Origin of the sequence: Amycolatopsis sp. NPDC051106, assembly GCF_040682775.1 — a bacterium.
Taxonomy (GTDB): Bacteria; Actinomycetota; Actinomycetes; order Mycobacteriales; family Pseudonocardiaceae; genus Amycolatopsis.
Window position 1 is genome coordinate 50,721 of record NZ_JBFBBQ010000018.1, and the last position, 22,921, is coordinate 73,641.

Sequence of the window (22,921 nt, forward strand, 5' to 3'; positions counted from 1 at the left end):
GACCCCGCCCCACCACACTTTTCCCGACTTGGACCCCCATGCACATCACCCGCGTTGTCGTGGCCCTGCTGGCCGCGGCCGGCTTCGCCGCAAACACCCCCGGCGTCGCCGGTGCCCAGGACGAGGTGCCGTGGACGGTGGCGACGGCGGTCAACGACCTCGGCACCGACCGGGACAACTACAGCTACACCGCCGACGCGGGCGAACGCATCGACGACGGCCTGGTGATCGCCAACCACGGCCCGGCCCCGCTCGACCTGGCCGTGTACAGCGCGGACGCGTTCACCACCGACAGCGGCCAGCTCGACCTCCTCGCCAAGGGCAAGCCGTCGACCGGGGTCGGCGCGTGGGTCCGGCCGAGCCACGATCACGTCACCGTCCAACCGGGACAGACCGCCGAGATGCCTTTCACGGTCACGGTTCCGGCCGATGCGTCCTCCGGTGATCACCTGGGTGGCATCCTCACGTCGACGACCCAGGGCGGCGTCGAGCGGCGGGTCGGCATCCGGATCCGGCTGCGCGTCGGCGGCGACCTGCGTCCGGGCCTGTCGGTCGAGGACGCGGAAGTGGGCTACGCGGGCACCGCGAACCCGTTCGGCACGGGCGACGCCACCCTGACCTACACGCTGCGCAACACCGGCAACGCCGTCGTCGCGGCGCGGCAGTCGGCATCGGTCTCCGGCCCGTTCGGCAGCCTGCGCGTCCAGGCCGGCGCCATTCCCGACTCGCCGCAGCTGCTGCCCGGCGAGACCCGGAAGGTGTCGGTGCCGGTGCCCGCGGTCACCCCGGCGCTGTCCCTGACCGGGACCGTCACCGTCGTCCCGCTGCTCACCGACGCGGCGGGCTCGACCGCTCCCCTGCCCGCCACCGAGACGACGACACACGCGTCGGCCGTCCCGTGGACGCTGGTGGCCTGCGTCGTCGCGCTGATCGCCGTGCTGGTCGTGCTCCGACGCCGGCGGCGAGCCAAGCCCGGCGAAGACGAGCGCCTGCCGGAGCGCGACGAGGTCGCGGTCTGATCCACCCGCGGGCCACCGGCACTACACCTCGATGTGCGAGCCCATGATGACCGTGCGGTCGCGAGGGAGCGCGAAGTACTCCGCGGCGTCGGCGGTGATGTACGACGTCGCGATGAACAGGCGCTTGCGCCAGCCCGCCATGGTCGGCTCGTCGCCGCGGCGGAGCTCGATCTTGGACAGGAAGTAGGACGCCTCGCCGACTTCCAGGCGGCCCTCGGTGGCGTCCGGGTCGAGCAGTCCGAGGGTCCTCGGCACGTCCGGAGTCTCCATGTACCCGAACCGCGCGATGACGTAGGTGATCCCGTCGTCGGCGTACCCGAGGTCGTCGACGGTGACCCGCTCGGCGTCCGGGATCCGGGGCACCGGCTCGGTCTCCAGGGACAGGATCACGACGTGCTCGTGCCGGACGTGGTTGTGCTCGACGTTGGCGCGCATGGCCAGCGGCGCGGTTTCGTTGCCGCGGTTGAGGAACACGGCCGTGCCGGGCACGCGCTGCGTCGCCTCTTCGCCGCTGTGGATCTGTTCGACGAACTCCCGCAATGAGCCTTCGTGGCGGCTTCGCTCGGCGGTGACGATCTGGCGGCCGCGTTGCCACGTCGTCATGACGGTGAACGCGGTGAGGGCGATCAGCAGCGGCAGCCACGCGCCGTGGACGAGCTTGGTGAGGTTCGCCGCGACGAACAGCAGGTCCACCGAGAGCAGCACCGCGCCGCCGAGCCCCAGGAGCCACACCGGTGTGCGCCACTTGATCCGGGCGACGTAGAAGAACAGCGTGGTGGTGATGGTGATCGTCCCGGTCACGGCCATGCCGAACGCGTACGCCAGCGCCGCCGAGCTGCGGAACGCGAACACCAGCGTCAGCACCGACACCAGCAGCAGCCAGTTCACCCACGGCACGTAGATCTGCCCGCGCTCGGTCTCGGAGGTGTGGGCGATCCGCAGCCGCGGCAGGTACCCGAGCTGGGCGGCCTGCGACGCGACCGAGTACGCGCCCGTGATCACGGCTTGGGAGGCGATCACGGTCGCGGCCGTGGCGAGCAGCACCAGCAGGATGCGGGCCCAGCCGGGAACGAGCAGGAAGAACGGGCTGCTGACGTTGGCCGGGTTCTCGAGGATCAGCGCGCCCTGGCCGAAGTAGCTGAGCACGCACGCGGGGAACACCAGGAAGAGCCAGCCGCGGCTGATGGCGCGCCGTCCGAAGTGGCCCATGTCGGCGTACAGCGCTTCGGCGCCGGTGACCGCCAGCACGATCGCGGCCAGCGCGAAGAAGGCGATGCCGAAGTGGCCGGCGAGGAAACCGGCCGCGTAGGTCGGCGAGAGCGCCTTGAGGATCTCCGGGTGCCCGGCGATCCCGGTGATCCCGGCCGCGCCGATGACGGTGAACCAGGCGATCATCACCGGCCCGAACACCCGCCCGACCGCCGCGGTCCCCCGTCGCTGCACGAGGAACAACCCGACGATGATCACCGCCGTGATGGGGACGACCCAGGCGTCGAACGATTCGTCGACGACCTTGAGCCCCTCCACGGCCGAGAGCACCGAGATCGCCGGGGTGATCATGCTGTCGCCGAAGAACAGCGACGCGCCGAAGATGCCCAGCCCGGCCAGCACCACCGCGGCCCGCCGGCCCCGGCCCGCGGCCCACTTCCGCAGCAGGGTGATCAGCGCCATGATGCCGCCCTCGCCGTCGTTGTCGGCGCGCATGGCGAGCAGGATGTAGGTGACCGTGACGATGACGGTCACGGACCAGAAGATGAGGGACACGACGCCGTAGACGTTGTCGACGCTGACCGGCACCGGGTGCGGGTCGCTGGGACTGAAGACCGTCTGCAGGGTGTAGATCGGGCTGGTCCCGATGTCGCCGAACACCACACCGAGCGCACCGACCACGACCGCGAGCCGCACCGACTGGCGGACACTCCGGCCACCGGCCGCCGGCGCTTCGTCCGTTGTCGTCATGTTCCGGTCGTTCGTCACGATCTTCTCCCCAGGGCGAGCCGCACCGGCGCGACGATACCGGCCCTGGACGATCTTCACCCGGCGCGGAGCCGGGCCGGTTCACCAGGACCGCGGAACTCTGGGACGGCTATCGAGTGGTTCGCCTCGCACGCGGCCGGTGCGGTTGGGCGTGGTCGCCGCCTTGGCCCTCCGTGATGCCGCGGTCGACGTGGTCGGCGTGGTGCAGTGCCTGCGCGAGCAGGCCGCGGACGTGGTCGTCCGCGGCCGAGTAGTAGACGAACGTGCCCTCGCGGCGGCCCTTGACCAACCCGGCCAGCCGCAGCTTCGCCAGGTGCTGGCTGACCGCGGTCGGGGCCGCGCCGGCCAGCTCCGCCAGGCAAGCCACCGACGACTCGCCCTGCAGCAGCGCCCACAGCACCTTGATCCGCGTCGGGTCCGCCAGCAGCCGGAGGGACTCGGCGGCGAGGTGCACCTGCTCCTCGGTGGGCATGTCGAAGTCCGGCAGCGATTCGTGCATCCGGCCAGCCTACCTGCTCATCCAGCTGCCTACGTACCTGCATGTGTACGCATATACGCTGCTAACGTGGACAGCGAAGATCCGACGACCGCGGAACCGGAGACAGCCATGGCGAAGCAGGGCCACGACCACCGTGGACACGGGCATGCCCATGGCCACGGCCAGGGGCGGCGCCGCGGATCGAGCGCGCTGCGGCACCTGATCACGCCCCACAGCCACGACAGCGCCGACCGCGTCGACACCGCGCTCGAGACGAGCAAGCGCGGCATCAGGGCGCTCATCCGGTCGTTCACCGCGTTGTTCGTCACGGCGGTCGCGCAACTGGCGCTGGTCCTCGTCACCGGCTCGGTCGCGCTGCTGGGCGACACGATCCACAACTTCGCCGACGCCCTCACCGCGCTCCCGCTCGGGATCGCGTTCCTGCTCGGCCGCCGCGCCGCCACCCGCCGCTACACCTACGGCCTCGGCCGGGCCGAGGACCTCGCCGGAGTGGTCGTCGTGCTGCTCATCGCCGCTTCCGCGGCACTCGCCGGCTACGAAGCGGTGCTGCGGCTGATCACCCCGCAGCCGGTCCAGCACCTGTGGGTCGTCGCGGCGGCCGGCGTGGTCGGCTTCATCGGCAACGAGCTGGTCGCGCGGTACCGGATCACGGTGGGTCGTCAGATCGGGTCGGCCGCGCTCGTGGCCGACGGCCTGCACGCCCGGACCGACGGGTTCACCTCGCTGGCCGTCGTGCTCGGCGCCGCCGGAGTCGGGCTCGGCTTCCCCGCCGCCGACCCGATCATCGGCCTGCTCATCACCGTCGCGATCCTGTTCGTCCTGCGCGACGCGGCGAAGGAAGTCTTCCGGCGCCTGATGGACGCCGTCGACCCGGCGACCGTCGACCTCGCCGAGCGGACCGCCCGCGCGATTCCCGGGGTCCGGGACGTGACCGATCTGCGGATGCGCTGGATCGGCCACGCGTTGAGGGCGGAACTCGCGGTCCGGGTGGACGCCGACCTCACGGTCAAGCAGGCCCACCAGCTCACCCACGACGTCGAAGCCCGGCTGCGGCACGCCGTACCCCGGCTCACCGCCGCGGCCATCCTTACCGAGCCCGCCGCCGGGTGAAAGAGGAGACGGGCCGAACCCGGCACTGCCGGCACGCGCATCACGTGAGTTCCCTGCGGCCGTCTCCGGTCCGGCACGACCCGGCCGCCGGCGGCCAGGCGGCGATCTCGCTCCTCGACCACGAACGCGCGCACAGCGGCCGGGTCCCGGTTCTGACGCTCCTCGAAGCCCGGCTCGCCGAGCTGCGCGACGGCGCCGAACCCACCCCCGGCGACCCGCGGCAGGCACCACCGGTGTCCGGCACCCCGGGCGGTTCGCCGGTCGACGACTCGACCGCTGCCCTCGGAACCACCCCCCTGCGCCACGGCGTGGCCGGCCAGACACCCCAACGCGGCCGTCCCTAGACCGAGCGATGGGGTGAGCCACCTCGGACACGAGGAGAACGCCTGCGCGGTCGGACGATTCGGTCCCGTTTCCGCCCCGCGGAGGTCTGAGGGGGGTCGACCTGCGAGCGGAAACGGGAGACTGAGGCCGGTACGGGGGTCGCCTCTCGGCGGGTGGCACGACACGGCTCCGACCGGATCGGTATTCCGTGAAGGCAAGGGGTGAGGCCCGGGGACACCGCCGTACCGACACCCTCTACAACGTCCCCGCCGCACGGTTGTTTCCGGACCACGGCCGCCCGGCAGGTGACGTCCGTCGCTTCCGGGGCGCGGCCTGCGCACCAGCCGGTTTACCGGGGATCGGTACGGGAATGTCGCCGGTGGACCCCCGTGCTGCCACGACGCTCCGGTCACCCGCCGAGGCGGCACGCTCCGAGCGCGGCCCCGATTTCTCCCGAGGAGATCGGGGCCGTTGCGCGCACTGGCCCGGACCGCACGGCGTATCCGCGGGGAATTCGCCCGCGGATACGCCATGGGGTTCGCGACGCGCCAAGTGATCGAAGGGTTGTCGGCAAAAAGCCCGGGTAAGCGCCGCTGACGGTCACCGATCCCGCGGAGGAACCATGAGTCCCAGCCACGTTCCCGCCCCCACCCGCGGACTGGGCCGAGCCACCCGCGCGGCGGCGTCCGCGGCCGGCGGTGCCGACCGGCGGCTGCACGCGGCCGGGGGCCTGCGGCGGCAGTTCACCAAAGTCTTCCCGACGCACTGGTCGTTCCTGCTGGGCGAGGTGGCCCTCTACAGCTTCATCGTCCTGCTGCTCAGCGGTGTCTACCTGACGCTCTTCTTCGACCCGTCGATGCAGGAAGTCACCTATCAAGGCGCCTACGCGGACCTGCGCGGCGTGCCGATGTCCCGGGCGTTCGCGACCACCCTCGACCTCTCGTTCGAAGTCCGCGGCGGGCTCTTCATGCGCCAGCTGCACCACTGGGCCGCGCTGATCTTCGTCGCCGCCATGATGATCCACATGTTCCGGATCTTCTTCACCGGAGCGTTCCGCCGTCCCCGCGAAGCCAACTGGGTGATCGGCGCGCTCCTGCTGATCCTGGGTATGTTCGAGGGCTTCTTCGGCTACTCGCTGCCCGACGACCTGTTGTCGGGCACCGGCATCCGCGCCACGCTCTCCGGCATCGTGCTGTCGCTGCCCGTGGTGGGCACCTGGATCCACTGGGCCCTCTTCGGCGGCGAATTCCCCGGCGACGTCATCATCCCCCGGCTCTACACGATCCACATCCTGCTGCTGCCCGGGATCATGCTCGCGCTCGTCGGCGTCCACCTGGCGCTGGTCTGGTACCAGAAGCACACCCAGTTCCCCGGCGTCCGCCGGAAGGAGACCAACGTCGTCGGCGTCCGGATCCTGCCCGTGTTCGCGCTCAAGGGGGGCGCCTTCTTCGCGCTCGTCACCGGCATCCTCGCGCTGATGTCCGGGCTCTTCCAGATCAACCCGGTGTGGAAGTTCGGCCCCTACGACCCGTCGAAGGTCTCCGCCGGCTCCCAGCCGGACTGGTACATGGGCTGGGCGGACGGCCTGCTGCGCGTCTACCCGCCCTGGGAGCTGTTCCTCGGCAACCACACGGTGCCGCAGCCGTTCTTCGCCGGTGTCGTCGGCATGACCCTGCTCCTCGGCGCCCTGATCAGCTACCCCTGGCTCGAACGCCGCTTGTCCGGCGACACCGCCCACCACAACCTCCTCCAGCGTCCGCGGGACGTCCCGGTCCGCACCGGCATCGGGATGATGGCGCTGGCGTTCTACGGCGTGCTGACCCTCTCGTCGTTCAACGACATCATCGCCCTGCAGTTCGACATCTCCCTCAACGCCACCACCTGGGCCGGGCGCATCGGCCTGCTGCTCGCCCCGCCCGTCGCCTACCTGATCACCTACCGCGTCTGCCTCGCCCTGCAACGCTCCGACCGCGAAGTCCTCGGCCACGGCATCGAAACCGGCATCATCACCCGCACCCCGGACGGCACCTACCTGGAGATCCACCAGCCGCTCGACGGCAAGGCCCTGACCTACCAAGGCGCGTCGGTCCCGAAGAAACCCAACAAGCTCGGCGCGGCCGGGCACGCGGTGCCGGGCAGCCTGCTGCGCCCCGACCCACCGGAGGAGACCGCGGCTCTGGAAGCGGCGGCCCGCCGCGGACAGCTGCGCCACGGCCTCGGCGGCGAACCGCAAGACGGGCAGGCCCGGCCATGACCCCGCCGGGCTCCGGCGGCACGGCGATGCCCTCCCGCTGGCAGATCGACGTTCTCGTCTACGAGGACGAGAACCTGTACCCCGTGCTGCTCCTGCAGCCGGGCCGCCCCGACGACCACCGGGAGCTGGTCCGCCTGCTGAGCAAGGCCGGCTTCGCCACCCCGGCCGGGTGGGAGTGGGAACGCGGCCTCTGGCCCTGGGCCGCCGGCTGCCACGTCGAGATCACCGGCCGGCCCGCGGTGACCGTGCACGCCGGCGGCCGGAGCCTCACCGTCGGTTTCGAACCGGCGAACCCGCCACCGGAGTGGACCTGCGCCGCACGCCGCCAGCGACAGGTGCTGTTCGTCCTGCTCCCGCCCCGGCCCGGCACCGGCGAAGACGACCTCATCGTCGACGACCTCGCCGCGCTGGGCCGGACCAGGGGATGGCGGAGCTGCCTGGCGGCCAGCATCCCGTTCGGCTGAGCCTTCGGCCGGCCTGGCCCGCCCTGAAACCGCTCCCCTGGCGATCCGCCGGACGACGTGGGAAGTTGGATCCACGAGGCGTGGATCAAGGGGTCCGCGGAGGGCGTCGAGGAGGGCGTGAAGATGGACCACCGGACGCACGACGTCTCCGCGGCCCTGCTCGAGCTGACGGAATCACTGCGAGCCGGCGAGCCCCGCGACGAGACCCTGGCGCGGATGGCCACCCGGGTGGTGGCGGTGCTGCCCGGCGCCGACGCCGCGAGCGTGACCTTGTTCGACGGCGGCGTGCCCCGCACGATCGCGGCCACCGAGGAGAGCGTGCTCGTCCTCGACAAGGCCCAGTACTCCCTCGACGACGGCCCCTGCCTCGAGGCGACGCGCACCGAGACGGTCGTCCGCACCGACACGGCCACGGCCTGCCGGCGATGGCCCGCGTTCGGCGAGGCCGCGGCCGGCGCCGGCGTCGAAACGATGCTGTCCTGCCCCTTGTTCGTCGGCGTCGACGATGCGGTGACCGGGGAAGCGGCCCGCCACCACGACCTGTCGGGCGCGCTGAACGTGTGGAGCCGGAAGCAGGACGCCTTCGACCCGATGGACGCCGCCCTGGTCGCCTTGTTCACCAGCGCCATGTCCGGGATCATCCTGACCGCGGCCCGGTGGGCCCACGCCCAGGTCCAAGCCCGGCAGCTGGTCACCGCACTGGAGACCCGCGACACGATCGCCACCGCCAAGGGCATCGTGATGGCTCGCCGCGAGCTCACCGCCGACGAGGCGTTCGCCTGGCTCACCCGGCTCTCCCAGCGGACGAACCGCAAGGTCCGCGACATCGCCGCGTTCATCGTGGCCCAGCCGGCGATCGTCGAACCGGCTCAGCGCGGCGGCGCGGCGGGCTCGGCCTGACCCGCCGTCTCGTTCCCGCCGGCTGACCGGTGTGCCGGCGTCATGACTCAGGGTCGGCGACCTCGGCCGGGTCGAGCTGCCTGGTCACGACGTCGAGCAGGGGCCGGCCGCAGGCGAACGCGTAGGCCCGGATCCGCGCCAGGGCCGCCGCGGGCGGCAGGGTGAGCACGGCCATCACCATGCCGGTGGCCTGGGACACCTGCCGGTACCGCATGCCCGCCCCCGACATCCCGGACCCGTCTCCGCCGAGCCGGCGACCGGCGTTCGACGACAGGCCCGACAACGCGAGCGCGGCGATGCCGGCCAGCTGCCGGGCGACGACCAGATCGCCGGGGCTCAGCTGACCGGGAACGGCGCGGTGGGTGTCGAAGGTCGCGACGGAGATCCCTCCGATATGGACCGGAAAGGAGAACAACGCCGCGGCCTGCGTCGCGGCCTCGACGGCGAAGACCGGCCAGGTCGGCGCGAGGTCGGCGGCGAGGTCGGGCACGAGCACCGGCTCACCGCCGGCGTATGCCTCGAAACTCGGACCTTCACCCAGCACGAACTGCAGGTCCGCGAGGGTGGCGCTGACCGCGTCGGTGGCATGCACCAGCTCCCGTTGCCCGGCATGAGCCACGACGGTGATCGCGGCGCCGTCCACCGGCACCAGCCGCACGCACTCCCGGCACACCCGGCCGAGCAGGTCGAGCCCGCCTTCGGCGGCGTTCGCGCGCAACGCCGACAGCACGCTCGCGGCCAGCCCCTTGACCTCAGTCATCACTCAGGGGTTCGGAGTCGGTGCCGGGTGGACGGTCGCGACGAACTGTCCGATGTGTGGCGATCGGTAGGTCCCTTCGAGAGTGATCGGCCGCTGCCTTCGGCCGGCACGCCACGGAACGACGGACCTCGCGGCCGGGCGCGCGGTGATGTGGGGCGCGCTAAGGAGTTCCGGCGGCTGCGGGAGTCACGGTGGGCGTGTGCGGGCCCGAAGTCATGTCGGTGCTCCCGTTCTCGACCTCCGACACCGGCCGAACTGGATGGTCCGGGAACGACGCGGGTTCGACCATCCACGTGCGAGGTGCCCACGGACTGCGCTCACCGTACCCCGGCCGGCGCGGCGGGGCGGCGGCCGCCGATGCCCGGGCCGACGGAACGGCCGACCGGAACTACGGGGCTGGAGCCCGACCCCGGTCAGGCGGTCAGGTCGGCCGGCGCGAGGGTGCCGTCGGTGACCGCGCGGGTCACTTCCCGCAGGACGAGGCCGTGCTCGGTGGCGTTGTCCGGACTGCCCACCAGGCGCGAAGTGATCGTGACCAGCGCACTGGCCAGGTCGGGTGGAGCCGTGCCGGACTCCCCGTCAAGGCGGTCGCTCATGGTGCCTCCTGCTGAGGGGATCATTCGGCCAGCTCGTCCAGGGAGATGCGCCGCTCCAGCACGTCCCGCGCGACGTCCCGGACCGACCGGTCCAGGCCGAACGCGTGGGCGCGCAGCCGGGCGAACGCGTCGTCGAGGGTGATCTGCAGCTGCGCGGCGAGCATGCCGGTGGCGATGTTGACGTCCTGGAACGAAGCGACGGGACGGGGCGCGAAGTCGTGGCCCGCCCGCTCGGCCTCGCGGCTGTGCCGGAGCAGGGCCGCCGTGGTCAGGTCCGCCGCCAGCGCGGCATCCCGCCGCTGCGCGCTGGGCAGTCCCCCGGGACGGCGGCGGACCAGCTCGAGGGTGCCGAACTTGATCGCGCCGAACCGGAGCGGGAACGCGAACACCGCCGCCGCGCCCACCGCCAGCGCCGCGTCGGCGAACCCGGGCCAGCGCACCTGCTCGACGCTCAGGTCGGCAACCAGCACCGGGCTTCCGCTGCCGAACGCTTCCACGCCGGGGCCTTCGCCGACGGTGTACTGCAGTTCCGCCAGTCTCGCCGCCCACGGGTCACTGGCACCCAGCACCTCCTCGGAGCGGGAGCCCCCTCGCAACGCCAAGATGGCGGCGTCGGCGTGCTCCAGGGTTTCCACGCAGGCCAGGCAGACCGTCTGCGCCCAGCTGTCGCGGCGGCCCGGTACCTCGGCGGCCGCGGCGATCGCCCGCCACAACCGCTCCCGAGGCAGTCCATCCACCGTTGCGCCCTCTCCACGCTGCGGGCCACCGGGCCGGCACCCGGAACCGCCAGCCTACGAGACACCGCCGCGGCGGGCATGCGGGGCGCCGCCGGTGGCACGTCACCTTCGCGGCACCGGCCACCCTTGAGGGCTACCGGCGGTGGCTCAGGTCCGTCAGCGGGAAGTCGCTCTGTCCCACGGTTCCGGTCGGCGACTCGGCTTCGCGGCGGTTCAAGACCTCGGCCCGGCGCGGCTGGGGCCGGCGCGGCACCAACCCGCACCACCGGGTGTCTCGCCGGCCGGCTCGGGTAAGCGCGGTCGACGCTGACGTTCCGGAGGACCGCATGACCGACCTGCCCTCGCCCGTCCACCACCGGACCCCGCGACGCGGGCGGCGCTGAGTGGCCGGACGTCGCGAACCCGCCGTGGCCGCGTCGGACCAGTGGCTCGACGACGAAGGCGTGCGCGCACCTCGCGGGTCCGTGCACGCCTGGCGGATCGGGACCAACCAGACGCTGTGCGGCATCCCGTTGCGCAAAGCCGGGTTGCGGCGCTTCCCGCACGTGCTGTGGCCGGACGCCCGGTGGCTCGCCGACACCACGGACGAACGGCTGGCACTGTGCCACCGGTGCGCCGCCGCGGCCGGCGAGCACCGCGACCGCCGGCCGTGGACGCGCCGGCGACCACGGCCGTGAGAGCCTGGGCTGCGAGCCGGCTCAGCGTGCGGAGCTGCTGCGCGGCCGGTAGTCGCGCTCGCTTTCGACGCCGCCGTCGGGTGTGTGGACCACGTGGGCCACCCGTCGCTTCTTGGCCGTCTGCCGGCCCGCGACCACCGCGTCGACGCGGCGCGGCGACGTGTTCGACGCCCGAGAGCCACCCTCGATCCGGTTCTTCCACACGCCGTCTTCGAGCACGGTGTGGACGTCGCCCTCGGCCATGGTGTTCCTTCCCCGCACTGACCAGGCGGACCGCTTCCGGTGACCGCCGCGACACGCGCGGAGTGACCGCGCGCCTTCGAAAACGGCCGCGGTTTCGACCGGGAGCACGCTGCCAGAACAAGCAGCGGGCGCCGACGGCATACCACGCAGGGTGGTCGCTAAACTCCCCTGGGCGAAATCACGTCTTCGCGGCGAACGCCCGCGTCCCGGCCTCGCGCCGGAAGGGCTCCAACGTCTGCCGCTGGCGGGCGGCGCGGACGAGCAACTCGTCGAAGTCCGTACCCGGCAACCGATCCCGCAACCCGGCCAGCTCCCCCAGCGTGTGCCACAGGATCTTCTTGCCTTCGATGCCCATGGCGAGCATCTCCAGCTCCAGGAAACGGCTCAGCGGCGAGTACGACACCCACCGGCCGTTGCGCTTGAGCCGCCCGAACCGCTCCCCGGCCGCCGCCAAGGCGACCTTCGCCCGGTTGGGCCGGACTCCGAGGGTCTTCATGATCGCCTCGAACGTCCGCACGTCCTCCGCGATCCCGTCCGCCACCTGCGCCAGTGCCGCACCGAGCTCGGTGCCTTGGTTGTGGTCGCGGGCGCGGCGGGCGAGGGCCCGCCAGGTGACCCCGAGCGCGAGCTGGTCACGCAGGTAGATCGCCAGGTAGCCGGTCATCGCGGAGCACCCGCGCTCCCGGACTGCCACCGGAAGACCCCGGCGCCCTGGGCGTAGGCCAGGTGGCCGCCGAGCGCGCCGCCGGCGCCGAGCACGAGCAGGCCGACGAGGTTCAGCGTCTTTCCCGCCGCCTTCGCGCCCCGGCCCCGGGCGAAGTAGGACTGGGCGAACACCGCGGCGGCGAGCGCGTTGCCCGCGGCGTGGGCCAAGCCGACGCGGCGCTGGCGGACGTCCAGCTCGCTGTAGTCCGCGGCGCCCAGCACCATCGCCGCCGGCGTGGCCAGCAAGCCCACCGCCACGAGCCGGCGGGCGGCGGAGTCGTTGCCCGGCAGGAAGTCCAGCAGCGACGAGCACAGCCACGCCCCGATCGGCAGCGTGACCGCCAGCGGGTGCAGCGGGTGCCCGAGCTCCTCTCCGCGCAGCGACCGGCCCGCTCGGCCGCCGAAGAGCCGCCGCAGCGGCTTGACGACGGCCTCGGCGGGCCGGTCCAGGATGCGTGCCCGCTCCACCGCCGCGAGCAGGCGGTGGGGTGCGGCCACCGCGCCGCCGTTCGCCGGTCCGCCGTCGTCCACGTTGTTGTCCGGGTTGTCCGTCATGGCTCCCGGCTACCCGCGCGGTCCGCGGTCAATCGCAGCGGGCTCTGTTCGCCGACCGCGCCGCGAGCAGGCGTGAAAGACCGCTGCCTGGGTAGTCCGGCGTCACGAATCTTTCGAGCCGCGGAGAGGAGGGGCGAGGAGTGCCTGCCGACCTGCCACTGGCCGACGAACTGGCCGTCGTCGTGGCGCGGATGTCCGGGCTGCTGCTGACGTGGGACGGCGTCGAGCCGGCCATGGAGATCATCGCCACCTCGGCCCGGGAAGCGATCGCGGCGTCGGTGGGCGCCGGGGTGAGCCTGTTCGAGGGAGGCCGGCGGACCACCGCGGTGGCCTCGGACCAGGTGGTGCGCAGGGCCGACGACCTGCAGTACACGCTCGGCGAAGGTTCCTGTTTGTCCGCGTTCTCCGAGCGCGCCACGTACCGCGTCGACGACGTCCGGACCGATTCGCGCCGGCCGGGGTGGGGCCCGGCGGCCGCGGAAATCGGGATGCTCGCGGCCCTCAGCGCGCCTCTGCTGGTCCAGGACACCGCTGTGGGCGGTGAAGGTCTACGCCCGCGAGGCCGGCGCCTTCTCCGCGCGGGACGAACGACTGCTCACCTTGTTCGCCGCCCAAGCGGGCGTGCTGTTCGGGTTCGTGCGCCGGGCCGAGGACGCCCGCCGGGCGAGTGATGCCTTCAAGGAAACCTTGCGCAGCCGGGACGTGCTCACCATGGCGAAGGGGACGTTGGTGGAACGGGAAAGCGTCGGCGAGGACGCGGCGTTCGGCATGCTGCTGAGCTCGGCCCGCCCGCGGCGCCAGGACGTCGCCCAGGTGGCCGCCTCCCTCGTCGGGCACCACCCGGGCAGCTGACGCCATGACCGCCACCGAAGACGAACAGCGGCAGCGGCTTGTCCGGTGTTTCGCGCGCGCCGACCTCACCCTTCAACAGCTCTGGATGCGCTACTTCGCTCTGGGCGGCTCAGTCGACCTGCTGGAGGTCGACGCGTACCTCAACGGAGCCATGCCGCTGCCCGGGGTGCAGCGCGACATGCTGGCCCACGCGGTCAACGAACGGCTGGACGAACTCCTCGGCCGCGACCGGGTCCCCTACAGCCGGCCCGTCCGCCAGTCCCACCCCGTCAGCGGACCCTTGGCCGCGCTGGTCGAGCTGCTCGAAGGCGCCCACCGCGCGGCCCCGGAGCGGCTGCCGTTCCTGATGGACGCCGCCGGGCGGGCCGTCGGCCTGCGGGTCGGGGTCTACCTCGCCGACTACGCCCAGCGCGGCGACGTGGTCGTCACCGCCGAGCCGGGCGGCCCCCGGCTGTGGGCGCCGTTGCTGGACGGGGTGGAACGGCTCGGCGTGCTCGAGGCGCACCCCACCGACGGCACGGATCCGCACGACCCCGTGCTGCGCGACCAGTGCCGGTGCTGGCTTACCTGTTCGGTCACCTGATCACCATCACCACGCAGTACGGCGACGGTCTCGACGCGTCCGGCGCCGCGAACACCGCGGTCCGATCACCGAGCTGCTCTGGACGGCGCTGCCACCGCTGACCGCCGCGACGAAGACGATGACCGTGGCCGCGGCGACCGAACCGGCCTACGGCACCACCAGCGACGTGTTCGACTACGCCCTGTCGGAGACCGCGGTGTCGTTCGCGATCTTCGACGCCGGCACCCGCGATCGCACGGGTGCGCTGGCCGCGGCCGTCGCGCTGACGGCCTACCGCGCCGCCCGCCGCGCCGGGCGCGATCTGGCGGAGCAGGCACACGCCCTCGACGAAGCGATCGGGTCGTCGGGCGGTCACGGTGGCGTCTCCGGGGTGATCGGCCGGTTCGACGCCGGCACCGGGCGGCTCGTCCACGTGACCGCCGGCCGGCCCGGCCCGGTGCTGCTGCGGGACGGCACGGTGACCGAGCTCCGGACCGGCGATCCGGCGCCGCCGTTCGGCCGGCGGGCGGACCGGGTCCCCGCCGAAGAGCAGTTGCGACGCGGTGACGTCGTGGTGCTCTACACCGACGGCGTCACCGGCGCCCGCGACGACGACGGCCGCGCCTTCGGGTTCTCCGGGCTGGCGCGGGTGCTCGAACACGACGTGCCCACCCGGCTGCTGCCCGAAGCCGCCCGGCGGATCACCCGGGCGGTGCTGGACCACGCGAACGGCCGGCCGGCCGATGACGCCAGCGTTCTGCTGCTGCGCCCCTTCGGCGACCGGAGGTCATCCGGGTGGTTTTGACCGGCCGGCGGTCATGGAGCGCGCGTCGAATCCACAAGGGACTTCCGTGGTCCTTCGGCTCGACGCCGCCGACCGGTTCTCCGCCGGGCGTGGATACGGGCGCTTACCTCACTCGCGTCCCAGGACGATGGTGGGTTCGAGGTCCTCGGCCTCGGCGACGGTCTCCGTCGTGCCCACCGGTTGCGGTGTGCCCTCCGGCACGGACTCGATCTGCATGACGTCCATGGCTGGCCTCCGTTCGTCGCCCACGCGAGCACCCGGTGACTGCCCGGCCGGGCAGTCCATCACGAACGGCGGCTACCCGGCTGACCAGCGCACAAACACATTTCGGAGTGCTTCGTCCCGATGCCCCCGATCGTGGGATCACCGCAGTTTCGTCGGCGGCGTGGTACCGGTCCGTTCGTCGCCGTAGCTCAGCCAGGGTCCGATCGGGGCACGCTGCCCGACACCCGGACGGCTGTAGTCGCACACTCCGCCGGGGAACGCCGCTCGCAGGCGCTTCTGGTCCGCGGCGGTGAAGGCGACCGGGTAGTCGCGGAAGTTCAGCGGCTTCAGCCGGCACTTCAGCACGTCGAGGGCCAGGCTCTCGCCCGCCACCATCCGGGTGTTGGCCGCCACCGGGTACTGCGCGCCGCACCGGCCGCTCGCCGGGTACGTCAGCTTCTCCGTGATCCGCGACGCGGCGGAGAGGTAACAGCCGTCGCCGAGATCGGCCGGCCGGTTCGCCAGCACCTTCTGCTGACGGCTCCGGTGGGAACGGTCGGCGTCGATCGCGGTCAACCAGCGGTCCATCGCGGTGAGCTCGTAAACGCTGGCGGCCGCCGCTTCGGCCGCGGTGGCGTGGTTTTCGATGATGACCTGGTTCGCCGCGGTGCCGTTGGCGCGCAGAAGCCGTTGGCGCATCACGTAAGACCACTCGGTGGTGTGAATGTCGTTGCCGAACCCGGCGAGGTCGAGATCGGTCCGCTGGTCGATGATCGGCGTTTCGCGCAGGCCCTGCGACGCCGAGTTCACGATGTCATCGGCGTACGCCGCGTTCAGTGCCTTCGGGTCGGCGGCGATCCGTTGCGGCACCGGCTCTCCGGTGTAGTCGAGGCCGCCGATGCCGGCGTTGAGGTCGGCGAACTGCGCCGCGGTGATCGTCCCGGCCTTCAGCGCGGTCAGGCCGTACTGGACGCCGGTGGTGTCCAGCGGGCTGCGCACGAACCCGGTCTTCGGGTCCCGCCCGATCTGGTTGGCCAGCTGCTCGGTGGAGTTGCACTTCACCCCACGCGGGTTGGTGACCGGGTCCCACCGCGCCGCGACCGGGATGGCCGCGTTGCAGCTGCCGGTCGCGGTGGCGCGGCTGGCGAACGTCTGCTCCCAGGAGACGCAGGTGTCGTAGCTGGCGAAGCCCGCGACGGCCTGCTTCTGCGCCGCGGTGAACGACGCGCCCGGCCCGGCGAAGTACCGGTTCAGCAGCCGGCAGTCCGACACCGGGCCGCCCACGCTCAGCGGGTCCGGGAACGAGACGCCGGGGATGATGCCGTCGACGATGCCGGGGTAGTTCTCGGCGATGTCGTACTGCTGGATCGCCCCGCCCGAGCCACCCCAGCCGATGGTGTGGGCGATCGGGCCGTAGGTCTCGACGAAGTGTTCCTTGACCATCATCGCCGCTTCCGCCGAGATGATCGGGCTGCAGTTGTTGTCGAGCACGTTCAGGGTCGACGACGCGACCGCGTAGCCCTGCGCCAGGAACAGGTCGTTGACGACCCCGCCGGTCGCGTTGCCCTGGTGGTAGCCCGCGTTGCAGCCGCCGCCGAAGGTGTAGACCAGCTTCCCGTTCCAGCTGCCGTCCGGCGCGACGGGCGACGGCGTGCCGTCGTAGAGCGCCGCCATCTCGTAGACGGCGCGGTCGATCGTGCCGCGCTCGACGCGGACCACGTACGGCACGGCGCGCCCGCCGACCGTGGCCGTCGCGAGGTCCGCGGGCCGGGCCGCCGGGTCCGCCAGCGGGGCGAACGCCCCGGCGGTGCTCTTGTACTGGTAGCTCACCCGGGTCGGCGCGCTGCAGAACGGCTGCGACGCCGCGGGCAGGCCGAACGCCTGCGTCTCGCAGTAGAACGGGCGCTGCTGTGCGCCGGAGAAGACGGGCCCGGTGATCGGGTGGTTGGTGACGCGCAGGTTCGCGCGCTGGTCCGGGCCGTGGCCGTTCGTCCGGGCGCTCAGGTCGTTGGCACCGTCGCGCAGGCCGCTCACCAGGCCGAGCAGGCTGCCGTCCGGCTGGGCGCGGAAGCTCGAGGTGACGTCGTGGCCGTTGGTGGCGACGGTGACCCGGGTTCGCTCCGGCGGAACCACCTTGACCAGCACCTGTCCCCCGCTGACCAGCGCGGGCCGCGGGTTCGACACCGTCTCGATCGTCAGCTGCCGCCCGGGTGGAGCGGCGGCCACCGCGGTCGCCGTCCCCAGCAGCAGGACGGGCGCGGTCAGGGCCGCCACCACGAGGGATGAGCGCACAGTACGGTTCGCCACCAGCCACTCCGCTCGCTTGTGGCATCGCGTCGTCGCGACACCGCGCAGGTGCCGGTATAGCACCCGCGGCCCGGCCGGAACAACATCCGGTGCCGGGCCGCATCCGTTGCGGACGAACCGAAACCGCGGGCGAAAGGTCCGGTTCGGCTCGCCGGCCCGCCCGTCAGCCGCCGACAGTGGCGAAGGTATCGGCCACCCAGTCGGCGATGTACGTGCTCACGTGCGGGAGGTGGTCGAGCCCGATGTGCTCGGTCGCGCCCTCTTCCGGGGTGAACACGCGCAGTTCGCGCCGGGGCGAGTGGACGGCCTGCTCGTAGGAGCGGTGTGCGTACTCGAGCGGGATCTGCCGGTCCCGCTCGCCGTGGGCGATGAGGAACGGCACGGTGATCTGCTCGACGACCCCGTCGAGGTGGACGTCGTCGGCGAAGGCGATGAACGTGTCGAGGTCGTCGTGGCCCCACACCCACAGGACGTGCTCCCAGTAGTGCGGCACCGGCCGCTCGCCCTCGCGTTCGAGACGGCGGCGCTGCACCGCGCCCCAGTTGTGGTTGGCGCCCCAGGCGACGCACAGCGCGAACCGCTTCTCGAAGGCCGCGGCCCGCGGGGCGTAGTAGCCCCCGAGCGACCAGCCCACGATCCCGATCCGCGCCGGGTCGACGTCGTCGCGCTGCTCGAGCCAGTCCACGGCGGCGCCGGCCCACACCTCGCTGTCGATGCGGGCCGTGATCCCGTGCAGCCGCAACGCTTCGCCGGTGCCGGGCTGGTCGAGCATGAGGCACGAGATGCCGCGGGCGGCCAGCTCCTCCCAGTGCGCCGACCCGTACATGTGCTCCTTGGTCGAGTCCAGGCCGTTGACCAGCACCACCACCGGCGCCGGGCCGTCGCTCGTGGCCGGCGCCGCGCTGAAGTAGGCGGGCAGGGTCGTACCCTCGTACGGGATCGCCACGCGGGAGATGCGCGGGTCACGCAGGTCGAACGCCTTCTGTGCCAGGGCGAGGACGCGGCGATAGGTCGGCAGCCGGTCGGGGTTCGAGTGCGCCAGCATGCGCTCGGCCTGGCAGAGGTAGCTGGTGGCGCGGAAGTACAGCTGCCCGGCGGTCCGGTCGTGCCCGGCCTTCTCCGCGGCTTCGGCCTGGGTGACGAGCTGGTCGGTCAAGGCCGTCCACGCGCGCAGGAAGTCCGGGGTGCCGGCGTCGGAGCCCCGCGCGGCGGCCTCGCGGATCGGGCGGCAGGCGCGGTCGATCTCGTCGATCAGGCCACCGGAGTTGAGCGCGGCGACCACGCCCAGGTTCCAGACGTAGTTTCCGGGGAAGTACTCGAACAAGGTCAGATCCTTTCAGGGTGGAGCCGATTCCGGGGCCGCCGCCGCGCCGGGCGCACCGGCGGCAGCACGACGCCGGGAACGACGGTGTTGCGGATCGTCCCGATGCCTTCGACGGTCATTTCGACGACGTCGCCGGGCTTCAGCGGCGGCGGCTGCTGTTCGCCGCGCCGGCCCCACAGCTCGGCCAGGCAGCCGCCGTTGCCGCACGTTCCCGACCCCAGGACATCCCCGGCCCGCACCCGGGTGCCGCGACCGGCGTAGGCGGCCAGTTCCTCGAACGGCCAGCCCATGTTGGACAACAGGTCCTGGCCCACCTCGACGCCGTTGACCGCGACCCGCATGTCCAGCGCGAGGAAGCCGTCCGCGTCCCGGTACGGCGCCAGCTCGTCGGCGGTGACGAGCCACGGCCCGAGGGTGGTCGCGGAGTCCTTGCCCTTGGCCGGGCCGAGGTTGACCCGCATCTCGCGGCGTTGCAGATCGCGGGCCGACCAGTCGTTCAGGATCGTGTAGCCGAAGATCGCGGCCGGCCCCAGCACGGCCGCGACCTCCAGCTCGAAGTCGAACGACCGCGAGCCCGGCGGGACCGGCACGTCGTCGTGCGCGCCGACCAGCGCGGCGGGGTTGGTGAAGTAGAACGTCGGCGCCTCGTACCATTCCGGCGGCACGGACCCCGGCGCGACCATGCCTTCGACGTGCTCCTCGAAAGCGACGAAGTCACGGACGCTCGGTGGCTCGAGCGGCGGCAGCAGCCGCACTTCCGTCAAGGCCACGGCCGGCCCGCGGAGAGCGGCCGCCCCGGCTTCGAGGGCGGCGGGGAGGCCGCCGCGGATCAGGTCGAGCACGGTGACCCCGGCCCGGAAGGCGTGGACGGCGTCGCCGGAGACCACGCCCGCGTGCACGGTTCGGCCGTGCTCGTAGGTGGCGAGGCGCATCAGACCGGCGGGGCGACGAACAGACCCTTGTCGGGGTCGTTGAACGAGCGGGCGGCGACGAACTCGTTCATCGCGTTGGCCGTGCCCCACTGGTCGGACACCCCGGGCTGGGTGAAGTCGTAGAGGTGCGGGTGCCAGGTGTCCTCGTCGACCAGGTCGAGTTCGGTGGTGTACTCGACGGTGTTGCCGTGCGGGTCGAGGAAGTAGCTGAAGGTGTTGTTGCCGGCCAAGTGCCGCCCGGGACCCCAGATCTTCTCCACGCCGGCCTGCAGCAGCCGTCCGGTGCCGCGCATGTACTCGTCGATCCCGCGCATCTCGAACGACGCGTGGTGCAGCGACGGGTGGGGCCCGCGGGCGATGGCCAGGCTGTGGTGCCAGGCGTTGATGCGCAGGAACCACATCATCCCGCCCATGCGCGGGTGCGTCAGGGTGTCGGACAGCTTGAACCCGAGGTGGCGTTCGTAGAACCGCCGCGTGCCTTCGGGGTCGGCGGAGTTGATCACCGCGTGGGACAGGCGGACCGGGATCGCCTCGCCCGCTTCGATCTTGCGGTGGGCGCGGACCGCGACGCCGGCGCTGATCTCGATGGTGCGGCCTTCGTTGTCGAAGAACCGGAACCCGTATCCCCCACCGGGAGTCTGCAGGGCGCGGGGCTCGTGGACCAGCGTGACGCCGGCGGTCGCCAGGCGTGCGGACAGGGTGTCGACGTCGGCCGCGGTGGCCGCGCCGAAGGCGATCAGGTCGATACGCTTGTCCGTTGCCTGGCGCAGCCGCACGATGTAGTGCTCGGGCGAGCCTTCCGCGGCGAGGAAGGCGATCCCGGTGTCGGTGTGTTCGGTGGTCAGTCCCCACGCGCCGGTGTAGAAGTCCTGCTGGCGGGCGAGGTCGGGCACGGCGAGGTCGACGTGCCGCAGGTGGGTGATGAGGCCATCGGTCATGGCGTTGCTCCGGAGGGTTCAGGCGGGTTGGGCGACGAGGGCGGCGATCCGGCCCATCAGGGCGGGGACGTCGCCTTGTTCGTGGTCGAGGAGCCATTGGCCGAGCTGGTTCGACGCTTCGACGACGGCTGTCGCCCGGGCGACGCGCCGTTCGCTGAAGGCTCTCCACAGCGCGTCGTCGAGGGTTTCGGCGCCGAGGAGGAGTTCACTGAGGACGATGGCGTCCTCGAACGCCTGGGCGCCGCCCTGGGCGAGGGTCGGCGGGCAGGCGTGGGCGGCGTCGCCGATCAGCACGACGCGGCCGCGGTGCCACGGCGCGGGGAGCACGTGGGTCTCGAACCAGGTGTAGTTGACGCGGGAGGGATCGTCGAGCGTGGCGAGGATGTCGTCCCACGGTCCGTGGTAGGCCGAGGCGAGCCCGCGCATGACGGCGAGCCGTTCCGAAGGGTTCAGGGAACTGCGGTCCTGCGCGTCTTCGACGACGTAGGCGTAGAGCGAGTTCTCGCCGGTCGGGCAGTAGCCCGCGATGTAGCAGGGGCCTCCGTAGAAGAGGTCGGTGCGCGTGACCGACGCCGGGCGGGGGCCGAAGGCGCGCCAGATGCCCATGCCGGTGGCGCGGGTCTTCAGGTCGATGCCCAGGAGCCGCCGGATCGTCGAACGGATTCCGTCGGCGCCGACGACCAGGTCGTAGCGGCCGGTCGAGCCGTCGGTGAAGGTGACGTCGACGTGACTGTCACTCTGCCGCAGCTCGGTGACGGTGGCGCCGAACCGGATCTTCGCGCCGGTCGCGGCCGCGCGATCGTGCAGGATCCGGGCGAGGTCGGGGCGCGGCATGCCCAGCGCGGCGGGCAGGTCCGGGCCGCCGGTGCGGGCGTCCGGCAGTTCGGCCAGCAGCGTTCCGGCGGCATCGGGCGCGCGCAGGCCCAGGCCGTCGAACCCGTACCCCTTCGCCCGGACTTCCTCCCAGACTCCGAGGGTGCGCAGTTCCCGCAAGGCGTTGCCCTGCAGGGTGATTCCCGAGCCGATGGCGGTGACGCCGGGTTCGGTTTCGACGAGGTCGACGGTGACTCCCGCCTTCGCGAGGTGGATCGCGGTGGCCGTGCCGGCGAGACCGCTGCCGACGACGAGGACGGTGGTGACGGCGGGCATGGCGGTCCTCACTTGACGGCGATCGGGGCGACCGGGGCGCCGACGGCGCCGGTCACGGGCAGGGGGTCGGCGGTCAGCCAGAACTCGTGGACTCCGTCGGCGGCGCAGTCGGCCGCGAGGGCGTCGAGGTCCCACATCTCGCCGAGGAACAGGCCGATGTGGGGAATGGCGACCTGGTGCAGCGGCTGGAAGGCGTCGTCGAACTCGTTGGGCCGGACCTCGAAGCCCCAGGTGTCGGTGGCGATGGCGGCGATTTCCCTGCCGTGCAGCCAGTCCGCCGTGGTGAACGACAGGCCCGGGGCCGGGCCGCCCGCGTAGTCGCCCCAGCCTTCGCGCCGGGCGCGGGTGAGCCGGCCGGTCCGCACCAGGAGCAGGTCACCGCGGCCGACTCGCGCGGTCTCGCCGTGGGCGGCGATGGTGGCCTCGAGGTCGCCGGTGGTGATCGCGAACCCGTCCGGCAGTTCGCCGTCTTCGCCGAGCACCCGGCCGACGTCGAGGAGCACGCCGCGGCCGGCGATCCGGCCCGCCACGGTCTCGATCCCGGTGACCCGGTCGCCTTCGCTGGTCACGACGTCGCCGGCGCGCCGGCCGTTCCACGCGACGCCGTGGTCGAAGATGTGACCGAGGCCGTCCCACTGCGTCGAGGCCTGCAAGGGCATGAAGACGACGTCGTCGGCGCCGCCGAGCCCGTGCGGGAAGCCTTGCCCGCGCTCGGCGTCCAGGCCGGTGTCGAGCATCGTGTGCACCGGGTTGGTGCGCCGTCGCCAGCCCTTCTGCGGGCCGTCCGCGTCGAAGCGCTGCGCCAGCGAGAAGCTGACCCCGCGCCGGACGAGCGCGGCGGCCTCCCGGCGTTTGGCGTCGTCCAGGAAATTCAGCGTGCCCAGCACGTCGTCGGGGCCCCAGCGGCCCCAGTTGGAGCAGCGCTGGGCGGCTTCGGCGATCGCGGCCTCGGGATCGGTTCGGTCCACCCCCTCACTGTCGGGCCGGACGGGATATCAGGGAAGAAGAGATCGATGATGTGGAGTATC

At 72.3% G+C, this 22,921-nt stretch carries 24 protein-coding genes; 10 read left to right on the forward strand and 14 right to left on the reverse strand.

The window, feature by feature from the left end; genetic code table 11:
* Window positions 1-38 precede the first annotated feature (38 nt).
* Window positions 39-1,019 carry a DUF916 domain-containing protein gene (locus tag AB0M83_RS16605; protein WP_364517777.1) on the forward strand — a complete coding sequence of 327 codons (981 nt, stop codon included), beginning with the start codon at window positions 39-41 and terminating at the stop codon, window positions 1,017-1,019.
* Window positions 1,020-1,040: 21 nt separating this feature from the next.
* Here AB0M83_RS16605 and AB0M83_RS16610 read toward each other — a convergent pair whose 3' ends face one another.
* Both AB0M83_RS16610 and AB0M83_RS16615 read right to left on the reverse strand, forming a co-directional pair.
* The gene (locus tag AB0M83_RS16610; protein WP_364517779.1) at window positions 1,041-2,996 is read right to left on the reverse strand and encodes a potassium transporter Kup; all 1,956 of its coding nucleotides are present in this window, start codon (window positions 2,994-2,996) and stop codon (window positions 1,041-1,043) included.
* A 109-nt stretch (window positions 2,997-3,105) separates the two neighbouring features.
* Entirely contained in the window at window positions 3,106-3,495 is a 390-nt protein-coding gene (locus tag AB0M83_RS16615; protein WP_364517781.1) for a metalloregulator ArsR/SmtB family transcription factor, read from the reverse strand.
* A 108-nt stretch (window positions 3,496-3,603) separates the two neighbouring features.
* Here AB0M83_RS16615 and AB0M83_RS16620 point away from each other — a divergent pair, with 108 nt between their 5' ends.
* The 5 genes from AB0M83_RS16620 (at window position 3,604) to AB0M83_RS16640 (ending at window position 8,547) form a co-directional block, all read left to right on the forward strand.
* Window positions 3,604-4,605, forward strand: a complete 1,002-nt coding sequence (locus AB0M83_RS16620; protein ID WP_364517914.1) for a cation diffusion facilitator family transporter — start codon at window positions 3,604-3,606, stop codon at window positions 4,603-4,605.
* A gap of 44 nt (window positions 4,606-4,649) precedes the next feature.
* Complete coding sequence (locus AB0M83_RS16625; protein ID WP_364517783.1) at window positions 4,650-4,949, forward strand: hypothetical protein; 300 nt, start codon at window positions 4,650-4,652, stop codon at window positions 4,947-4,949.
* Between the two features lie 602 nt (window positions 4,950-5,551).
* The gene (locus AB0M83_RS16630; protein WP_364517785.1) at window positions 5,552-7,183 is read left to right on the forward strand and encodes a cytochrome bc complex cytochrome b subunit; all 1,632 of its coding nucleotides are present in this window, start codon (window positions 5,552-5,554) and stop codon (window positions 7,181-7,183) included.
* Window positions 7,180-7,647 (forward strand): hypothetical protein, encoded by a 468-nt coding sequence (locus tag AB0M83_RS16635; protein ID WP_364517787.1) that lies wholly within the window; start codon window positions 7,180-7,182, stop codon window positions 7,645-7,647. Before AB0M83_RS16630 ends, AB0M83_RS16635 begins: the two co-directional genes overlap by 4 nt.
* Before the next feature lie 57 nt (window positions 7,648-7,704).
* Window positions 7,705-8,547, forward strand: a complete 843-nt coding sequence (locus AB0M83_RS16640; RefSeq protein ID WP_364517789.1) for a GAF and ANTAR domain-containing protein — start codon at window positions 7,705-7,707, stop codon at window positions 8,545-8,547.
* 40 nt (window positions 8,548-8,587) lie between these two features.
* On the opposite strand, the gene AB0M83_RS16645 is transcribed toward AB0M83_RS16640, so the two are convergent.
* The 3 genes from AB0M83_RS16645 to AB0M83_RS16655 all read right to left on the reverse strand — a co-directional run bounded on the left by AB0M83_RS16645 (window position 8,588) and on the right by AB0M83_RS16655 (window position 10,640).
* Window positions 8,588-9,307, reverse strand: coding sequence for a GAF and ANTAR domain-containing protein (locus AB0M83_RS16645; protein WP_364517791.1), 720 nt, complete (start codon window positions 9,305-9,307; stop codon window positions 8,588-8,590).
* Between the two features lie 413 nt (window positions 9,308-9,720).
* Window positions 9,721-9,903 (reverse strand): hypothetical protein, encoded by a 183-nt coding sequence (locus AB0M83_RS16650; RefSeq protein ID WP_364517793.1) that lies wholly within the window; start codon window positions 9,901-9,903, stop codon window positions 9,721-9,723.
* Between the two features lie 20 nt (window positions 9,904-9,923).
* On the reverse strand, window positions 9,924-10,640 hold the full coding sequence (locus tag AB0M83_RS16655; RefSeq protein ID WP_364517795.1) for an ANTAR domain-containing protein: 717 nt from the start codon (window positions 10,638-10,640) through the stop codon (window positions 9,924-9,926).
* Between the two features lie 407 nt (window positions 10,641-11,047).
* Between AB0M83_RS16655 and AB0M83_RS16660 the strand changes: the two genes are divergently transcribed.
* Window positions 11,048-11,317, forward strand: coding sequence for a hypothetical protein (locus tag AB0M83_RS16660; protein WP_364517797.1), 270 nt, complete (start codon window positions 11,048-11,050; stop codon window positions 11,315-11,317).
* A 21-nt stretch (window positions 11,318-11,338) separates the two neighbouring features.
* On the opposite strand, the gene AB0M83_RS16665 is transcribed toward AB0M83_RS16660, so the two are convergent.
* From AB0M83_RS16665 to AB0M83_RS16675, 3 genes are all read right to left on the reverse strand, one after another.
* Entirely contained in the window at window positions 11,339-11,560 is a 222-nt protein-coding gene (locus AB0M83_RS16665; RefSeq protein ID WP_364517799.1) for a DUF2188 domain-containing protein, read from the reverse strand.
* Window positions 11,561-11,738: 178 nt separating this feature from the next.
* Window positions 11,739-12,224: a hypothetical protein gene (locus AB0M83_RS16670; RefSeq protein WP_364517801.1), complete on the reverse strand. Its 486-nt coding sequence runs from the start codon at window positions 12,222-12,224 to the stop codon at window positions 11,739-11,741.
* On the reverse strand, window positions 12,221-12,820 hold the full coding sequence (locus AB0M83_RS16675) for a DUF2231 domain-containing protein (protein WP_364517802.1): 600 nt from the start codon (window positions 12,818-12,820) through the stop codon (window positions 12,221-12,223). Before AB0M83_RS16675 ends, AB0M83_RS16670 begins: the two co-directional genes overlap by 4 nt.
* Before the next feature lie 540 nt (window positions 12,821-13,360).
* Between AB0M83_RS16675 and AB0M83_RS16680 the strand changes: the two genes are divergently transcribed.
* The 3 genes from AB0M83_RS16680 to AB0M83_RS16690 all read left to right on the forward strand — a co-directional run bounded on the left by AB0M83_RS16680 (window position 13,361) and on the right by AB0M83_RS16690 (window position 15,039).
* Window positions 13,361-13,672, forward strand: a complete 312-nt coding sequence (locus tag AB0M83_RS16680) for an ANTAR domain-containing protein (protein WP_364517804.1) — start codon at window positions 13,361-13,363, stop codon at window positions 13,670-13,672.
* A gap of 4 nt (window positions 13,673-13,676) precedes the next feature.
* Window positions 13,677-14,255 (forward strand): hypothetical protein, encoded by a 579-nt coding sequence (locus AB0M83_RS16685; RefSeq protein WP_364517806.1) that lies wholly within the window; start codon window positions 13,677-13,679, stop codon window positions 14,253-14,255.
* Window positions 14,256-14,373: 118 nt separating this feature from the next.
* Window positions 14,374-15,039 (forward strand): PP2C family protein-serine/threonine phosphatase, encoded by a 666-nt coding sequence (locus tag AB0M83_RS16690; protein WP_364517808.1) that lies wholly within the window; start codon window positions 14,374-14,376, stop codon window positions 15,037-15,039.
* Window positions 15,040-15,402: 363 nt separating this feature from the next.
* On the opposite strand, the gene AB0M83_RS16695 is transcribed toward AB0M83_RS16690, so the two are convergent.
* The 6 genes from AB0M83_RS16695 to AB0M83_RS16720 all read right to left on the reverse strand — a co-directional run bounded on the left by AB0M83_RS16695 (window position 15,403) and on the right by AB0M83_RS16720 (window position 22,861).
* A complete protein-coding gene (locus AB0M83_RS16695) occupies window positions 15,403-17,550 on the reverse strand; it encodes a DUF6351 family protein (RefSeq protein ID WP_364517810.1) in 2,148 nt (715 codons plus the stop codon).
* Between the two features lie 163 nt (window positions 17,551-17,713).
* On the reverse strand, window positions 17,714-18,874 hold the full coding sequence (locus tag AB0M83_RS16700) for an alpha/beta fold hydrolase (protein ID WP_364517812.1): 1,161 nt from the start codon (window positions 18,872-18,874) through the stop codon (window positions 17,714-17,716).
* 2 nt (window positions 18,875-18,876) lie between these two features.
* On the reverse strand, window positions 18,877-19,806 hold the full coding sequence (locus AB0M83_RS16705; protein ID WP_364517814.1) for a fumarylacetoacetate hydrolase family protein: 930 nt from the start codon (window positions 19,804-19,806) through the stop codon (window positions 18,877-18,879).
* Window positions 19,806-20,744 carry a VOC family protein gene (locus tag AB0M83_RS16710; protein WP_364517816.1) on the reverse strand — a complete coding sequence of 313 codons (939 nt, stop codon included), beginning with the start codon at window positions 20,742-20,744 and terminating at the stop codon, window positions 19,806-19,808. Before AB0M83_RS16710 ends, AB0M83_RS16705 begins: the two co-directional genes overlap by 1 nt.
* A gap of 18 nt (window positions 20,745-20,762) precedes the next feature.
* Window positions 20,763-21,893 (reverse strand): FAD-dependent oxidoreductase, encoded by a 1,131-nt coding sequence (locus tag AB0M83_RS16715; protein ID WP_364517818.1) that lies wholly within the window; start codon window positions 21,891-21,893, stop codon window positions 20,763-20,765.
* 8 nt (window positions 21,894-21,901) lie between these two features.
* A complete protein-coding gene (locus tag AB0M83_RS16720; RefSeq protein ID WP_364517820.1) occupies window positions 21,902-22,861 on the reverse strand; it encodes a cyclase family protein in 960 nt (319 codons plus the stop codon).
* Window positions 22,862-22,921: the final 60 nt, after the last annotated feature.

Excerpts from the sequence above, each read along its gene's own strand:
- AB0M83_RS16685 (WP_364517806.1), top strand. The coding sequence starts at position 13,677 with ATGACCGCCACCGAAGACGAACAGCGGCAGCGGCTTGTCCGGTGTTTC.
- AB0M83_RS16715 (WP_364517818.1), bottom strand. The coding sequence starts at position 21,893 with ATGCCCGCCGTCACCACCGTCCTCGTCGTCGGCAGCGGTCTCGCCGGC.
- AB0M83_RS16705 (WP_364517814.1), bottom strand. The coding sequence starts at position 19,806 with ATGCGCCTCGCCACCTACGAGCACGGCCGAACCGTGCACGCGGGCGTG.
- AB0M83_RS16605 (WP_364517777.1), top strand. The coding sequence starts at position 39 with ATGCACATCACCCGCGTTGTCGTGGCCCTGCTGGCCGCGGCCGGCTTC.
- AB0M83_RS16690 (WP_364517808.1), top strand. The coding sequence starts at position 14,374 with ATGACCGTGGCCGCGGCGACCGAACCGGCCTACGGCACCACCAGCGAC.
- AB0M83_RS16710 (WP_364517816.1), bottom strand. The coding sequence starts at position 20,744 with ATGACCGATGGCCTCATCACCCACCTGCGGCACGTCGACCTCGCCGTG.
- AB0M83_RS16675 (WP_364517802.1), bottom strand. The coding sequence starts at position 12,820 with ATGACGGACAACCCGGACAACAACGTGGACGACGGCGGACCGGCGAAC.
- AB0M83_RS16665 (WP_364517799.1), bottom strand. The coding sequence starts at position 11,560 with ATGGCCGAGGGCGACGTCCACACCGTGCTCGAAGACGGCGTGTGGAAG.
- AB0M83_RS16615 (WP_364517781.1), bottom strand. The coding sequence starts at position 3,495 with ATGCACGAATCGCTGCCGGACTTCGACATGCCCACCGAGGAGCAGGTG.
- AB0M83_RS16630 (WP_364517785.1), top strand. The coding sequence starts at position 5,552 with ATGAGTCCCAGCCACGTTCCCGCCCCCACCCGCGGACTGGGCCGAGCC.
- AB0M83_RS16620 (WP_364517914.1), top strand. The coding sequence starts at position 3,604 with ATGGCGAAGCAGGGCCACGACCACCGTGGACACGGGCATGCCCATGGC.
- AB0M83_RS16635 (WP_364517787.1), top strand. The coding sequence starts at position 7,180 with ATGACCCCGCCGGGCTCCGGCGGCACGGCGATGCCCTCCCGCTGGCAG.
- AB0M83_RS16650 (WP_364517793.1), bottom strand. The coding sequence starts at position 9,903 with ATGAGCGACCGCCTTGACGGGGAGTCCGGCACGGCTCCACCCGACCTG.
- AB0M83_RS16670 (WP_364517801.1), bottom strand. The coding sequence starts at position 12,224 with ATGACCGGCTACCTGGCGATCTACCTGCGTGACCAGCTCGCGCTCGGG.
- AB0M83_RS16645 (WP_364517791.1), bottom strand. The coding sequence starts at position 9,307 with ATGACTGAGGTCAAGGGGCTGGCCGCGAGCGTGCTGTCGGCGTTGCGC.